This window comes from Rhizobacter sp. P5_C2 (assembly GCF_054049715.1).
Genome location: NZ_JBFULV010000023.1, coordinates 24,831 through 38,011, shown reverse-complemented (window position 1 = coordinate 38,011; position 13,181 = coordinate 24,831). Strand labels below are relative to the sequence as shown.

At 68.7% G+C, this 13,181-nt stretch carries 14 protein-coding genes; 9 read left to right on the top strand and 5 right to left on the bottom strand.

Annotation, left to right across the window (positions count from 1 at the left end; all coding sequences use genetic code 11):
- Positions 1-6: 6 nt before the first annotated feature.
- The 3 genes from ACXJLU_RS10905 to ACXJLU_RS10895 all read right to left on the bottom strand — a co-directional run bounded on the left by ACXJLU_RS10905 (position 7) and on the right by ACXJLU_RS10895 (position 1,972).
- Positions 7-819 carry a transglutaminase family protein gene (locus ACXJLU_RS10905; RefSeq protein WP_457330711.1) on the bottom strand — a complete coding sequence of 271 codons (813 nt, stop codon included), beginning with the start codon at positions 817-819 and terminating at the stop codon, positions 7-9.
- Between the two features lie 135 nt (positions 820-954).
- Positions 955-1,299, bottom strand: a complete 345-nt coding sequence (locus tag ACXJLU_RS10900; protein WP_457330709.1) for a hypothetical protein — start codon at positions 1,297-1,299, stop codon at positions 955-957.
- Positions 1,300-1,477: 178 nt separating this feature from the next.
- Positions 1,478-1,972 carry a hypothetical protein gene (locus ACXJLU_RS10895; RefSeq protein WP_457330707.1) on the bottom strand — a complete coding sequence of 165 codons (495 nt, stop codon included), beginning with the start codon at positions 1,970-1,972 and terminating at the stop codon, positions 1,478-1,480.
- Between the two features lie 184 nt (positions 1,973-2,156).
- On the opposite strand from ACXJLU_RS10895, the gene ACXJLU_RS10890 reads away from it, so the two are divergent.
- Together ACXJLU_RS10890 and ACXJLU_RS10885 are read left to right on the top strand one after the other, a co-directional pair.
- Positions 2,157-3,704, top strand: a complete 1,548-nt coding sequence (locus ACXJLU_RS10890) for a methyl-accepting chemotaxis protein (protein WP_457330705.1) — start codon at positions 2,157-2,159, stop codon at positions 3,702-3,704.
- A 37-nt stretch (positions 3,705-3,741) separates the two neighbouring features.
- The gene (locus ACXJLU_RS10885; protein ID WP_073464642.1) at positions 3,742-4,656 is read left to right on the top strand and encodes a DMT family transporter; all 915 of its coding nucleotides are present in this window, start codon (positions 3,742-3,744) and stop codon (positions 4,654-4,656) included.
- Between the two features lie 19 nt (positions 4,657-4,675).
- On the opposite strand, the gene ACXJLU_RS10880 is transcribed toward ACXJLU_RS10885, so the two are convergent.
- Positions 4,676-4,900 carry a hypothetical protein gene (locus ACXJLU_RS10880; protein ID WP_047504444.1) on the bottom strand — a complete coding sequence of 75 codons (225 nt, stop codon included), beginning with the start codon at positions 4,898-4,900 and terminating at the stop codon, positions 4,676-4,678.
- A 204-nt stretch (positions 4,901-5,104) separates the two neighbouring features.
- Between ACXJLU_RS10880 and ACXJLU_RS10875 the strand changes: the two genes are divergently transcribed.
- Positions 5,105-5,794, top strand: a complete 690-nt coding sequence (locus tag ACXJLU_RS10875) for a DUF6781 family protein (protein WP_457330703.1) — start codon at positions 5,105-5,107, stop codon at positions 5,792-5,794.
- 17 nt (positions 5,795-5,811) lie between these two features.
- Here the strand turns inward: ACXJLU_RS10875 and ACXJLU_RS10870 are convergent, their stop codons facing one another.
- Positions 5,812-7,398, bottom strand: coding sequence for a discoidin domain-containing protein (locus tag ACXJLU_RS10870; RefSeq protein ID WP_457330701.1), 1,587 nt, complete (start codon positions 7,396-7,398; stop codon positions 5,812-5,814).
- Between the two features lie 165 nt (positions 7,399-7,563).
- Here ACXJLU_RS10870 and ACXJLU_RS10865 point away from each other — a divergent pair, with 165 nt between their 5' ends.
- Genes ACXJLU_RS10865 through ACXJLU_RS10840 form a run of 6 tightly spaced genes read left to right on the top strand, consistent with a single transcriptional unit; the run spans position 7,564 to position 13,158 of the window.
- Positions 7,564-8,268, top strand: coding sequence for a FadR/GntR family transcriptional regulator (locus tag ACXJLU_RS10865; protein ID WP_457330699.1), 705 nt, complete (start codon positions 7,564-7,566; stop codon positions 8,266-8,268).
- 4 nt (positions 8,269-8,272) lie between these two features.
- Positions 8,273-8,887 carry a TRAP transporter small permease gene (locus ACXJLU_RS10860; RefSeq protein ID WP_457330697.1) on the top strand — a complete coding sequence of 205 codons (615 nt, stop codon included), beginning with the start codon at positions 8,273-8,275 and terminating at the stop codon, positions 8,885-8,887.
- Positions 8,884-10,284 (top strand): TRAP transporter large permease, encoded by a 1,401-nt coding sequence (locus ACXJLU_RS10855; RefSeq protein WP_457330695.1) that lies wholly within the window; start codon positions 8,884-8,886, stop codon positions 10,282-10,284. Before ACXJLU_RS10860 ends, ACXJLU_RS10855 begins: the two co-directional genes overlap by 4 nt.
- A 58-nt stretch (positions 10,285-10,342) precedes the next feature.
- Positions 10,343-11,329 (top strand): tripartite tricarboxylate transporter substrate binding protein, encoded by a 987-nt coding sequence (locus ACXJLU_RS10850; protein ID WP_457330693.1) that lies wholly within the window; start codon positions 10,343-10,345, stop codon positions 11,327-11,329.
- A 10-nt stretch (positions 11,330-11,339) separates the two neighbouring features.
- Positions 11,340-12,320 carry a sialic acid TRAP transporter substrate-binding protein SiaP gene (locus tag ACXJLU_RS10845; protein ID WP_457330691.1) on the top strand — a complete coding sequence of 327 codons (981 nt, stop codon included), beginning with the start codon at positions 11,340-11,342 and terminating at the stop codon, positions 12,318-12,320.
- A 55-nt stretch (positions 12,321-12,375) separates the two neighbouring features.
- Complete coding sequence (locus ACXJLU_RS10840) at positions 12,376-13,158, top strand: SDR family NAD(P)-dependent oxidoreductase (RefSeq protein WP_457330689.1); 783 nt, start codon at positions 12,376-12,378, stop codon at positions 13,156-13,158.
- Positions 13,159-13,181: the final 23 nt, after the last annotated feature.

Here is a 13,181-nt window from a genome sequence, read left to right as displayed (position 1 = left end):
CGTCGCTCAGCGCGAGCGCTCGCGCTGGGCGACCTGGGCGGGCGAGGTGGAGGGCTGCATCGCGACGTGCCGCGGATCGTTGACGCGCAGCAGCTCCGCCATGGCGGCACGGTGCGTCTCCTGGCCGGGAAGGCGGGCCAGATGGTCGACCAGCAGTTGCGCGGCGAGCACGGCGGACTCGCGCCGGGTGAGCACGCGCAGCGCAGAGGCGGGCAGTGTGCCGCGTGGCCGGGTGGTGTCGGGCTTCAGCTCGCCCGAGGTCGGATCGAGGATGCGAAGGGTGCCGGCCTCGTCGCGGTAGACGACGCTCAGTTGCTGCGGCGTGGTCGCGAGGCTGATGTCCAGGCCGAGCCGCTGGCCGACGATCGTGACCAGCATCGCCATCGACACGCAGTTGCCGCGCCGCGTCACCAGGTGGGTGGCCAGCAGCTTGTTCGCGATGTCCTGGCAGGCTGGGTCCTCGGCGGCGCGCAGCCAGGGGCGGTTGCCGTTCCAGTCGCCGGCGCGGTAGAGGTAGGCATGCAAGGCCTCGAAGCGCTCATGGCGGGTGGGTGCTGGCGGCAGCATCTCCAGCACGTCGGCCGCGATGCCGGCGAGCCGGCGCCGCGTGGCGTCCACGTCGATGCGCGGTTCGACCCGCTTGTCGATCGCGATCTTGACTTCGCCGAGGTCGAGCTCGACATCGGGTCGATGCAGCATCGCCTCGACGGCCTGCAGGTCGGACTCCGGCTGCGGGCGCAGCTCGGCGTGGGACAGCGTTGGGGACAGCAGTGAGGCCGACAACAACCAGCCTGCGAACAGAAGATGAATCCTCGACATCGTGGCACCCCGCTTTGAACGCTGGTGCGCCGCCCCTGCGTGCGCGTTGTGTGACCAGCGGGTGGACGCTAGTCAAGGACCTTGCAGCGAATGTGGGGAGATGACGGAGGGCGCCGGGAGAATTGTCGTGCTCGGTTAACGAGGCTCACGATCGGTTGCGTCTGGCGACATGGCGAGCGGTGGCGTCTCTGCAGGTGTGGCCACCGTCGGCAGGCCCAGCCGAGCCGCACTCCGCGCGAGACGCTCGGCGTCGCCGGTGCGCACTGCCGACCAGGCCAGCCACTGTCCTCTCCAGTGGTGCCGCCACGCGTTCGAGATCATGTGGGCGCACAAGGCCAGCCCGATGTCATTGATCACCACGGCACCCGCGCTCGCGAGCACCATGCACAAGAGCAGGGCCAGCAGACCGCCGGTGAGGCCGGTCCGCGTCGATGGCGATGCACCAGCGGCCGGCTTGCGCTGGTTCAGCCGGTAGCCCACCTGGTCGCGCGCCTGTTCGAGGTCCGAGCGCGCGCAGCATCGTCACGGCCAGCGACAGGATCATGCCGGCGACCCACACGATCGCCGCCCGGCCCCGCGCTGCGCGGACCGGGTGTCCCTTCTCCCGATGCATCGCCTTGTCCTTCTTGTGATGCGCCCTCTGCGGCGCGGCGCGAATCTACATTGAAAACAGCCGCCACACGCCGTCATCGTCCGTGGCGAAAATGACAAAGTAAGCTTGCTCGACGCCATTCTCCCGGATCAGGACCATCGCTTGAGCCGACGTGGCGGACACCTCCGTGACTGCGAATCTGGTGACCATGCCGGGCAAGGTGGATGGCGTGCTGGGCGTCATGCCGCCATCGGCATACACCTTGCGAAATGATTCACGCTGCGAGATGGCAATCTTGGCCAGAACATCTTCAACGACCCCCGTTCCCAACGTCGCCAGGAATTCCTTCCAGAGCTGGGTGATGCGGGCAACCTCATTGATTTGCCGGTTCGACTCGGAGAGCAGGCGATCGGTCCGGTCGTGGTTGTCGGTATCGATGTCGGTCGTGCCGGCCGCGCATTGGGCCGTGACGAGGTCCTGCCGGGTCGCGCCGTGGGCCGGCACCTGCAGGAAAGCCAGGATGGCGCTCAGAACGGGGAGCGTGAGTTGCAGAGGCGGCATGGGTGCATGCGCAAAGGCTTGTTTCGCGCGCTCGGCATTGTTGCAGCACCGCAAGCCGCGCCGGTTTCCAAGGGAAAACCCTTAAGTTCTTCGCTGCCCGTCCGATAGCCGGACATTGCGTTGCCGTTGTCGGTGAATTGCCGACGGCGGCATCCCCGTCCCTGCAGTTCCGAGGACTTTTTCCATGACTTCCTTCTTCTCGCGCATGCGCCTGGCCCCGCGGCTGGCGCTGGCTTTCGGCCTGGTGATGCTGGTGACCTCGCTGGCCGCCGGCATCGGCATCTGGCGCCTCGACCGGCTGCAGGACATCGCCAACGACCTGGGCGGTGCGTCGTCTCAGCGCGCGTTGCTCGCCCGCGAGCTGCATTCGATCGTTGTGCTCAGCTCGGCCCGGGCCGAGACGCTGCTGCAGATCGACGATGCCGAGTTCGCCGCGCGCATCAATGCCGACCGCAAGCTGACCTCGGCGCGCTCCGAAGGGGTTCGCAAGGCGCTGGAAGACCTCGCGGACACCGAGCGCACGAAGGAGCTGTTCGCCGTCATCGACGAGGCCGGCGGCAAGTTCCGCGGCGTGCGCGACGGCCTGGTGAAACGCAAGGCGGCCGGCGAGAAGGTGGCCGGCGACGACATCGCCGGCAAGCTGCGCCCGGCGGCCGATGCCTATGCGAAGGCGGTCGACGACCTCGCGGCGTACCAGGCGCAGCGCGTCGAGGAGGCGCGCGCCGCGGCCGGGCGCAGCGAGCGCGAAGGCATCACGATGCTGTCGATCGGCATTGCGGCCGGCGTGCTGGTGAGCCTGGGCTGCGCCTGGGCGCTGTCGCGCTCGATCGTGGTGCCGCTGGCAGGAGCCTCGCGGATGGCCGAACGCGTGGCCGCCGGCGACCTGAGCGTGGCCCCGGTGGCGACCGACTCCCGTGACGAGGTGCAGGCGCTGGTGTCCGACCTGGGCGCGATGCAGGGCAAGCTGGCCGAGCTGGTGGCGAGCGTGCAGCACGTCAGCGAATCCATCACGACGGCCAGCACCGAGATCGCGGCCGGCAACCTCGACCTGTCGTCGCGCACCGAGCAGACGGCATCGAACCTGCAGCAGACCGCGTCGAGCGTCGAGCAGCTGACGGCCACCGTGCGCCAGAGCGCGGATGCGGCGAGGCAGGCGAACCAGCTGGCGCTGTCGGCCTCGGGCGTGGCCTCGCGCGGCGGCGAGGTGGTGGCCGACGTGGTGCAGACGATGCAGGCCATCGCCGGTTCGTCGAAGAAGATCGCCGACATCATCGGCGTGATCGACGGCATCGCGTTCCAGACCAACATCCTGGCGCTGAACGCGGCGGTGGAAGCGGCGCGCGCCGGCGAGCAGGGCCGCGGCTTCGCGGTGGTGGCGGGCGAGGTGCGCAGCCTGGCGCAGCGTTCGGCGCAGGCCGCGCGCGAGATCAAGAGCCTCATCGGCGACAGCGTCGGCAAGGTCGAGTCGGGTACGCGGCTGGTCGAAGAGGCCGGCACGACGATGCGCGAGATCGTCAGCTCGGTGCGCCGCGTGACGGACATCATCGGCGAGATCAGCACCGCGGCCGGCGAGCAGAGCGACGGCATCGGCCAGGTGAACCAGGCGATCGCCCAGCTCGATCACATGACGCAGCAGAACGCGGCGCTGGTCGAGGAATCGACCGCGGCGACGCAAAGCCTGAAGGACCAGGCGACGATGCTGTCGCGCGCGGTGGGCTCATTCAAGTTGTAGGCACGCCTCGCTCAGCCTGCTCCGTAGAATCCTGCGGATGAGCAGCACCAGCGCGGTACCCACGGCCACCACCCCTCAACGCCACTGGCCCGGCCTGCTGCTGGCCACGCTCGGCGCCATCGCCTTCTCCGGCAAGGCCATCATCGTCAAGCTGGCCTACCGGCACGACGTCGATGCGGTGACGCTGATCATGTACCGCATGCTGTTCGCGCTGCCGCTGTTCCTGCTGCTGTCGTGGTGGGCGGGGCGCGGCAAGCCGGCGCTGACGCGGCGCGACTGGATGGTGGTGCTCGGCCTGGGCTTCAGCGGCTACTACCTCGCGAGTTTTCTCGACTTTGCCGGCCTGCAGTACATCAGCGCGAGCCTCGAGCGGCTGATCCTCTACCTGAACCCGACGCTGGTGCTGTTCCTCGGCGTCGTGCTGTTCCACAAGACGGTGAACCGCCGCCAGCTGATGGCGCTCGGCGTCAGCTATGCCGGCGTGCTGCTGGTGTTCGGGCACGAGATCCAGTTGGTGGGCTCGCATGTCGCGCTCGGCGCGGTGCTGGTGTTCGGCAGTGCGGTGAGCTATGCGCTCTACCTGGCGTTCAGCGGTGAGGAGGTCAAGCGCCTCGGCGCGCTGCGGCTGACGGGTCTCGCGACCACGGTGGCTTGCGTGCTGTGCATCGGGCAGTTCGTGGTGCTGCGGCCGATGTCGGCGGCGCTGGTCGCACCCGAGGTGATCTGGCTGTCGGTGCTGAACGCGACGCTGTGCACCTTCGCGCCGGTGCTGATGGTGATGATGGCCATCGAGCGCGTCGGCGCGACGGTCGCGGCCCAGACCGGGATGGTCGGACCGCTGTCCACGATCCTGATGGGCGTGGTGATCCTCGGCGAGCCGTTCACCGGATGGGTCGCCGCCGGCACCGTGCTGGTGCTGGCGGGGATCTGGTTGCTCGCGAAGGCCCGCTGAAGTTCAGCGGGGATCCAGGCTAGGCTTCGTCCGCTTCCTTGCAGGACGGCGCGCAGACGAACTGGGTCTTGCCCAGCAGCTTGCGCGACTTCAGCGAAGTGCGCGCGCGGTGCTTGCCGCACAGGAAGCACGACATCGTCGCGGCGCTGAACACGCCGGCAGACGCAAACGGAGAGCCGGGGGCCTTGGTGCGATAACGCAGGCCTTCGGCATCGATCGAGTTCTTGACTTGGTCTTTGGCCATGGATCAGGGGGTTGCGGGCGCGGGTCGCGCACCCGGAGGGAAAGGGCGCGGATCGCAGGCCCCGTAGAGGGCCCGCGGCCGCGCGGGTCCGACATTATCAGGGCTGGCGAGGTTTCCTTCTCGAAAACAGTTGGATACCCTTGCCACGGCGCCGGATTCCTCCGGCCGACCACATCACCGAACACCCATCACCAGGAGAAGCGAATGAGCAAGTCAGGGATCGACCAGGACGCATTGATCGCGATGTTCTCGCAGGCCAGCGCCCGCCAGGGCGAGGCGCTTCGCAAGGCGGTCGGCGAGGCGACGCTGAAGGCGCTGCAGGGGCGCGAGCTGACGCTGCAGAACATCCGCGGCGTCGTGAAGACGGTCACCAAGGCCGCGTCCACCGGGTTGGCCGAGAACCCGTCGCCGACGATCGACCCCGAGGCGCTGCTCGGCAAGGCCTTCGCCGGCATGGACGGCGCGCTGCTGCAGGCCGTCGAGGCGCACCGCAAGGCATTGCAGCAGTTCGTCGACCAGGGCGTGGGCCTGCAGGAAAAGCAGCTGAAGGGCGCGCTGGCCGACCTGGAGAAGATGGAGGACACCTTCTTCTCGACCGTCAGCAAGGCCGCCGGCTCGGCCACCGAGCCGCTGCAGGGTGCGTGGAGCCAGGTGCTCGAGACGATGAAGCTGAAGGGCACCGACACCGGCGCGCAGGCGTCGAGCGCGGTCGAGCAGCTGGTGTCGCAGACGCAGACGGCGATCCGCGACAGCCGCGCGCTCGGCCTGAAGACGGCCCAGGCGCTGCTCGACAGCTACTCGGCGCTGGTCAGCGGGGTGCTGATCGGCATGGCCGAGGGGCTGCAGCAGGGGGGCGAGGCCGAGGCGCCGGCCGCGAAGACGCGGCGCCGCTGATCACCGTCGAACCGGGATCAGTGCACGGTGAGCTCGGTGATGCTGTTCCACTGGCTCGCCGTGCTGCCGTGCCCCGTGATGCGCACGTAGCGTGCCGTCACGTCGGTGACGTCGTAGAACTCCTTCGCCGTCGTCTGCCCGCTGGAGATGCCGCGCCAGCGCGTCGTCCACCCGTTGCCGTCGGGCGAGGTCGCGATGTCGAAGCGCGCGGTGCGCTGGTCGCCCAGGTAGAAGGCCACGCCGACCTTCTGGATCGCACGGCTCGACCCCAGGTCCAGCGTGATCGCCTGGCCGTCCCCTTCGGCGCTCCAGCGCGTCGCGAGGTTGCTGTCGATCGCATTGGCCGCCGGGTTGCCCGCCTGCGCGCTGGTCGCGCTGACCGCCGCCACCGGCAGCGTCGCGAGGCCGGGGTCGACACGCCTCCAGCGCTGCATCGCCTCCAGCAGGTAGTAGTCGCCCCAGGCCGTGCCCTGGTTGTAGAGCGTGTTGCCGGCGTGGTGGTTGTAGGCGCTCTGCAGCAGCAGCGCCTGGCTGTTCGACGGCGAGCCCAGCGTCGCGAACCACGGCGCCGACAGCAGCGCGCTCAGCGCCGTGCGCGCCGCGTTGCGGTAGGTCGTCGCCCGCGTGCTGTCGGTCTCCAGCAATGACAGCTCGATCAGTCCGGCCGCCGCGATCGCCGCGGCCGAGGTGTCGCGCGGCGCATTGGGGATCGCCGGGTCGTTGAAGTCCCAGTACGGAATCGAGTCCGACGGCAGGTGCGCGAGGTACCAGTCGGCCATCTTGCGCGCGGTGTCGCGGAAGGTGGTCTCGCCGGTGAAGCGGTAGGTCATCGTGAAGCCGTAGATGCCCCAGGCCTGGCCGCGCGCCCACGTGGAGCTGTCGCTGTAGCCCTGCACCGTGGTGCGCGACTTCACCGCGCCGGTCACCGGGTCGTAGGTGACCAGGTGGTAGCTGCTGCCGTCGGCGCGCACATGGTTGTCGCGCGTCTTCAGCGCATGGCTGCGCGCCTGGTTGTAGAGGGCCGTCGAGCCGCCGTGCTGGCTGGCCCAGAACAGCAGCTCCAGGTTCATCATGTTGTCCATGATCACCTGGAAGTTCGCGTTGTCGCCGGTCGAGCCCCACGAGCGCACCGCGCCCACGGTGCCGTTGTAGCGCTGCGTCAGCGAGTTCGCCGCGGTCAGCGCCACCTGCCGGTAGCTGTCGACACCGGTCAGCCGGTACGCGTTGCCGAACGGCGTGAACACCATGAAGCCGACGTCGTGCGTGCCGGTGTTGGTGTCCTGGCCCTCCATGCCGTTCTGCCAGGTCTGCGCCTGCGTGCTCCAGCCGTCGGCCGCGAACTGGCCGTGCAGCAGCCACAGGTCTGCGGGGAAGAAGCCGCTGGTCCATTCGCCGGAACCGGCATAGGTCCAGGCCTGCGCCGCGTCGCTGGTGGTGACCTTCGGGTACGAGGTCTTGTTGCTGCGCTGCGCGACCGCGCCCTCCTGCTGCGCCGCGACGGCCCATCCGTTGCGCAGCTTCAGGTCCAGCGCATCCTCGGCCTGCGCGGCACCCACGCCGGCCAGCGCGCACGCTGCCGCCACGAGCATCGATCTCGGTGTCATCTCGTCTCCTTCATTGTTCTGGTCGGCGAATTGGACAAGTGGTCAGGCCAATTTGCAATCGACTGGCGTCAGGGAGTTCCCTGTCAGGGCCAACCCCTCTTGGATCGACGGTGCGGCTCCCGGAAGATCAACTGGCCTGACCAATTCCGGGCGCCCCCGGCTGCCATGCCCATCCAGACCATCGAGAGCCGCCGGCTGTACCGGCAGATTGCCGACCAGCTGAGCCGCCTCATCGACAAGGGCGAGTTCCGTGTCGGCGCGCGGTTGCCGTCGGAGCGCGACCTGTCGGAGCAGCTCGGCGTGAGCCGCCCGTCGGTGCGCGAGGCACTGATCGCGCTCGAGGTCGAAGGCCTGGTCGAGGTGCGTGGCGGGGCCGGCGTGTTCGTCAGCGCGCGCAAGCCCGTCAGTGCGTCGCACCGCGCCGAGGCGACGCCCCCCGGCCCGTTCGACCTGATCCGCGCACGCTGGATCATCGAATCCGAAGCGGCCGCGCTGGCCGCGACCCATGCGACCCCCGAGCAACTGCAGCGCCTGAAAAGCGCGCTGAACGACATGCAGCGCCACACGACGCACGTGCCCGAGGCGGTGGCGGCCGACGAGCGCTTCCACCTGTGCCTGGCCGAGGCCAGCGGCAACAGCGCGCTGCTGATGGTGGTGCAGCAGCTGTGGGAGGCGCGCACCGGCCCGCTGTACACGCAGATGGAGTCGCACTTCTCCGGCGAGGCCGTCTGGAAGCAGGCCGTCGAGGAGCACGGCGAGCTGCTGCAGGCGGTGGCCGGGCGCGACCCGCGCGCCGCGCGCGAAGCGATGCGCAAGCACATGAAGAACGCCGAGGTGCGCTTTGCCTCGGGATGGAAGCCTGGAGACTGAGCCGATGCAGCCCGCAGCAATCGACGAACCCGAGGTCCCGCCCGGCCCGCCCGCCACCGACCACCCGCCCAGCGTGGCCGCCGAAGCCGCGCACTTCGAGGTGCACGATGCCGAGGTCGACCTGCGTGCCTACCGCCCTGAAGACTGGCTCGCCTTCGCGCTGTTCGCGCTGCTCGGCGCGACGGTCTTCTACCAGTTCTTCACCCGCTACGCGCTGAACGACTCGGCCTCGTGGACCGAGGAGATCGCGCGCTACTTCCTGGTGGCCATCGTCTTCATCGGCGCGGCGATCGGCGTGCGCAAGAACAACCACATCCAGGTCGACTACCTGTACCGCGTGTTCCCGGCCCGGCCGATGCGCGTGGTGGCGACCGTGGTCGACGTGACCCGCATCGGCTTCCTCGGCGCCTGTGCGGTGCTGACCTGGCAGCTGATCGGCCGCATCGGCGCGAGCCGCATGGCGGTCGTCGACCTGCCGATGGGGCTGGTGTATGGCGCGGTGCTGCTGGGCTTCGCGGCGATGACCTGGCGCGCGATCGGCGTGGCGCGCGCCAACTGGCGGCGTGGCGCGTCGGTGCTCGAGAAACCCGAGCTGGCGGACGAGGCGCCCACCTCATGACCGCCGTCTTCAAGCTCGTCTTCCTCGTGTTCATGGGCGCGGGCGTGCCGGTCGCGATCGCGATGGCCGCGGCGGTGCTGCTGTTCGTGCTGCTGAGCGGCAACGCGCCGCCCTTTGTCGTGATCCACCGGATGGTCGGCGGCATCGACAGCTTCCCGCTGCTGGCGGTGCCGTTCTTCATCCTGGCCGGCAACCTGATGAACGTGGGCGGCATCACGACGCGCATCTACAACTTCTCGCTCGCGCTGGTGGGCTGGCTGCGCGGCGGGCTCGCGCACGTGAACATCGTCGGCTCGGTGATCTTCGCCGGCATGAGCGGCACCGCGATTGCCGATGCCGCCGGCCTCGGCACCATCGAGATCAAGGCGATGCAGGACCACGGCTACAGCACCGAGTTCGCGGTCGGCGTGACGGCCGCGTCGGCGACGCTCGGGCCGATCATCCCGCCGTCGCTGCCGTTCGTGATCTACGCGATGTTCGCCAACGTCTCGGTCGGCCAGCTGTTCCTGGCCGGCATCGTGCCCGGCGCGGTGATGGCGCTGCTGATGATGCTGACGGTGGCCTGGTTCGCGCGCCGCAACGGCTGGGGCCGCGACACGCAACCCGAGTGGCGCCGCATCGCGAAGGCGCTGGCCGAACTGGCGGTGGTGGTGGCGTTCCCGTTCGTGCTGTGGGCGCTTTCAAGAACCGGCGTCAACATGCAGCTGGCGACCGCACTCGCGCTGGCGGCGCTGCTGGTGGCCGACCGCTTCTTCCGCTTCGATGCGGTGCTGCCGATCATGACGCCGGTGCTGCTGATCGGTGGCATGACGAGCGGCCTGTTCACCGCCACCGAGGGCGCGATCGCCGCCTGCGTGTGGGCGCTGTTCCTCGGCCTGGCGTGGTACCGCACGCTGAGCCTGAAGACGCTGGTCAAGGCCTGCATGGACACGGTGGAGACCTCGTCGACGGTGCTGTTCATCGTCGCGGCCGCGTCGATCTTCGGCTGGATGCTCACCGCCACGCGCACCACCGAGCTGATCGCGCAATGGGTGCTGACCTTCGCGACCGAGCCGTGGCAGTTCCTGCTGCTGGCGAATGCGCTGATGCTGTTCGTCGGCTGCTTCCTGGAGCCGACCGCGGCGATCACCATCCTCGTGCCGATCCTGCTGCCGATCGTGCAGCACCTGGGGATCGACCCGGTGCACTTCGGGCTGGTGATGGTGCTGAACCTGATGATCGGCCTGCTGCACCCGCCGATGGGCCTGGTGCTGTTCGTGCTGGCGCGCGTGGCCAAGCTGTCGGTCGAGCGCACGACGATGGCGATCCTGCCGTGGCTGGTGCCGCTGCTCGGCTCGCTGGCGCTGGTGACCTTCGTGCCGGCGATCTCGCTGTGGCTGCCGCGCCTGCTGTCCTGAATTTCTCTTGAGTTTTCCTTTCCCTGACGACAACGACGACTGAACGGAGACAACGACGATGATTCGCTTCGACGCTGCGCGGCATGCCCTGCTGTTGGCCGCCGCCTGCCTGCTGCCCCTGGCCGGTTTCTCGGCCTTCACCGCGTCCAACGCCCGGGCCGCCGACTACCCCACCCGCCCGATCGAACTGCTGGTGCCCTACCAACCGGGCGGTGGCACCGATGCGCTCGCGCGCGCCTTCGCCGAGGCCTCGCGCAAGCACCTGCCGGCCTCGATGTACGTCAGCAACAAGCCCGGTGCCAGCGGCGCCATCGGCTGGGGCTACGTGATCAACAGCAAGCCCGACGGCTACACGATCGCGGTGATGACTGTCGAGATCGCGACGCTGCCGCACCTGGGCCTGGCGAAGTTCACGCACGAGGACTTCATCCCGATCGCGCAGCTCAATGCCGACCCGGCCGCGATCACGGTGCGCGCCGATGCGCCGTGGAACACCTACGAGGAGTTCATCGCCGCCGCGAAGAAGGGCGACCTGAAGGTCGGCAACTCGGGCGTCGGCTCGATCTGGCACCTGGCCGCAGCGGCGCTCGAAGACCGCACCGGCGCGAAGTTCCTGCACGTGCCCTACCAGGGCGCCGGGCCGGCGGTGCTGGCGCTGATGGGCTCGCAGATCGACGCGGTGTCGGTCAGCCCGGCGGAGGTCTCGACCTACGTGCAGGCCGGCAAGCTGAAGACGCTGGCGGTGATGGCCGACCAGCGCGTGAAGGGCTTCGAGAAGGTGCCGACGCTGAAGGAGCGCGGCGTCGACCTGAGCATCGGCACCTGGCGCGGGCTGGGCGTGGCCAAGGGCACGCCGCAGGACGTCGTCGACGTGCTGCGCGCCGCGACGCAGAAGACCGCCGCCGAACCGAGCCTGCGCGAGGCGATGGACAAGCTGAACCTCGGCTACGCGTATGCGGATGCGGCGGCGTTCAAGACCGTGATCGCGCGCGACCACGAGACCTTCAAGGTGTTGATCCCGAAGCTGAACCTGAACAAGCCATGAGGAGACGATGATGAAGTTGCCCACCGTCCTGAAGCAGTTCGCATGCGTGGCCGTGCTGGCGCTGTGCAGCAGCGCCGGCCTCGCGCAGACCAAGCTCAAATGGGCCCACGTCTACGAGACCAGCGAGCCGTACCACAAGCAGGCGCTGTGGGCCGCGGAGGAGATCAAGAAGCGCAGCAACGGCAAGTACCTGATCGACGTGTTCCCGGCCTCGACGCTCGGCAAGGAGACCGACATCAACCAGGGGCTGACGCTGGGCACGGTGGACATCATCTACACCGGGATGGCGTTTGCCGGGCGGGCCTATCCGCCGCTGTCGATCGCGTCGGGGCCGTTCATCTTTCGCGACTACGCACACTGGCAGAGCTTTCGCAACAGCGCGATCTTCAAGGAGCTGGCGGCCGGCTACGAGGGCAAGAGCGGCGGCAACCACATCGTCGGCTACACCTACTACGGCCAGCGGCACCTCACTGCGAACAAGCAGGTGCTGAAGCCGGAGGACATGAAGGGCATGAAGCTGCGCGTGCCCGATGCACCGCTGTACATGATGTTCCCGCGCGCGGTCGGCGCGAACCCGACGCCGATCGCCTTTGCCGAGGTGTACCTTGCGCTGCAGAACGGCACGGTCGATGCGCAGGAGAACCCGCTGCCGACCATCGAGGCCAAGAAGTTCTACGAGGTGCAGAAGTACACGATGCTGACCGGGCACATCACCGAGTCGCTGCTGACCATCGTGTCCGGATCGGCCTGGGGCAAGCTGCCGGCCGACGACCGCAAGCTGTTCGAGCAGGTGCTGTGGGAGGCCTCCACGCGCACGAGCAACGACATCCTCGAATCAGAGAATCGCATGGTGACTGATTTCGAGAAGGCTGGCCGCACGATCGTGAAGGTGGACCGCAAGCCGTTCATGCAGGCGGTGCAGAAGGCGGTGACGGCCCCTGATGCGCCGTGGAGCAAGGAACTCTACGACCGTGTCGAAGCGCTGAAGTAGCGAGTTCGCCGAGAATCCCGACGATTCGCCACACGGCATCGAAAAGGACTCTCACATGGATCTCGGGATCGAAGGCAAGTGGGCGCTGGTGTGTGCCGCCAGCAAGGGCCTGGGCAAGGGCTGCGCGCAGGCGCTGGTGCGCGAGGGCGTCAACGTGGTGATCACCGCGCGCGGCGCCGAGGCGCTGGAGGCCACGGCCGCCGAACTGCGGGCGCTGAAGCGCGGCGAGGTGCGCACCGTGGCCGGGGACATCACGACGCAGGCCGGCCGCGAGGCCGCGCTGGCCGCGTGCCCGCAGGTCGACATCCTGGTCAACAACGCCGGCGGGCCGCCGCCGGGGGATTTCCGCGAATGGGATCGCGACGCGTGGATCAAGGCACTCGACGCGAACATGCTGACGCCGATCGAGCTGATCAAGGCGACGGTCGACGCGATGGCGGCGCGCGGCTACGGGCGCGTGGTCAACATCACCTCGGGCGCGGTGAAGGCGCCGATCGGCGTGCTGGGGCTGTCGAACGGCGCGCGCAGCGGCCTGACCGGCTTCGTCGCCGGCCTGGCACGCAGCAACCTGGCGGCGAAGAACGTGACGATCAACGGCCTGCTGCCGGGTGCGTTCGACACCGACCGGCTGCGCACCACGGTGCGTGCCGGCGCGCAGAAGGCGGGTCAGGACGCCGAAGCGGCCTGGGACGTGCGGCGCAAGGCCATCCCGGCCCAGCGCTTCGGCACGCCCGACGAGTTCGGCGCGTTCTGCGCGTTCCTGTGCAGCGTGCAGGCGGGGTACCTGACGGGGCAGAACATCCTGCTGGACGGCGGGTCGTATCCGGGGACGTTCTAGGCGGAAAAATGTACTGCGCGTGG

Excerpts from the sequence above, each read along its gene's own strand:
- ACXJLU_RS10850 (WP_457330693.1), top strand. The coding sequence starts at position 10,343 with ATGATTCGCTTCGACGCTGCGCGGCATGCCCTGCTGTTGGCCGCCGCC.
- ACXJLU_RS10905 (WP_457330711.1), bottom strand. The coding sequence starts at position 819 with ATGTCGAGGATTCATCTTCTGTTCGCAGGCTGGTTGTTGTCGGCCTCA.
- ACXJLU_RS10885 (WP_073464642.1), top strand. The coding sequence starts at position 3,742 with ATGAGCAGCACCAGCGCGGTACCCACGGCCACCACCCCTCAACGCCAC.
- ACXJLU_RS10890 (WP_457330705.1), top strand. The coding sequence starts at position 2,157 with ATGACTTCCTTCTTCTCGCGCATGCGCCTGGCCCCGCGGCTGGCGCTG.
- ACXJLU_RS10880 (WP_047504444.1), bottom strand. The coding sequence starts at position 4,900 with ATGGCCAAAGACCAAGTCAAGAACTCGATCGATGCCGAAGGCCTGCGT.
- ACXJLU_RS10840 (WP_457330689.1), top strand. The coding sequence starts at position 12,376 with ATGGATCTCGGGATCGAAGGCAAGTGGGCGCTGGTGTGTGCCGCCAGC.
- ACXJLU_RS10870 (WP_457330701.1), bottom strand. The coding sequence starts at position 7,398 with ATGACACCGAGATCGATGCTCGTGGCGGCAGCGTGCGCGCTGGCCGGC.
- ACXJLU_RS10845 (WP_457330691.1), top strand. The coding sequence starts at position 11,340 with ATGAAGTTGCCCACCGTCCTGAAGCAGTTCGCATGCGTGGCCGTGCTG.
- ACXJLU_RS10895 (WP_457330707.1), bottom strand. The coding sequence starts at position 1,972 with ATGCCGCCTCTGCAACTCACGCTCCCCGTTCTGAGCGCCATCCTGGCT.
- ACXJLU_RS10865 (WP_457330699.1), top strand. The coding sequence starts at position 7,564 with ATGCCCATCCAGACCATCGAGAGCCGCCGGCTGTACCGGCAGATTGCC.
- ACXJLU_RS10860 (WP_457330697.1), top strand. The coding sequence starts at position 8,273 with ATGCAGCCCGCAGCAATCGACGAACCCGAGGTCCCGCCCGGCCCGCCC.
- ACXJLU_RS10875 (WP_457330703.1), top strand. The coding sequence starts at position 5,105 with ATGAGCAAGTCAGGGATCGACCAGGACGCATTGATCGCGATGTTCTCG.
- ACXJLU_RS10855 (WP_457330695.1), top strand. The coding sequence starts at position 8,884 with ATGACCGCCGTCTTCAAGCTCGTCTTCCTCGTGTTCATGGGCGCGGGC.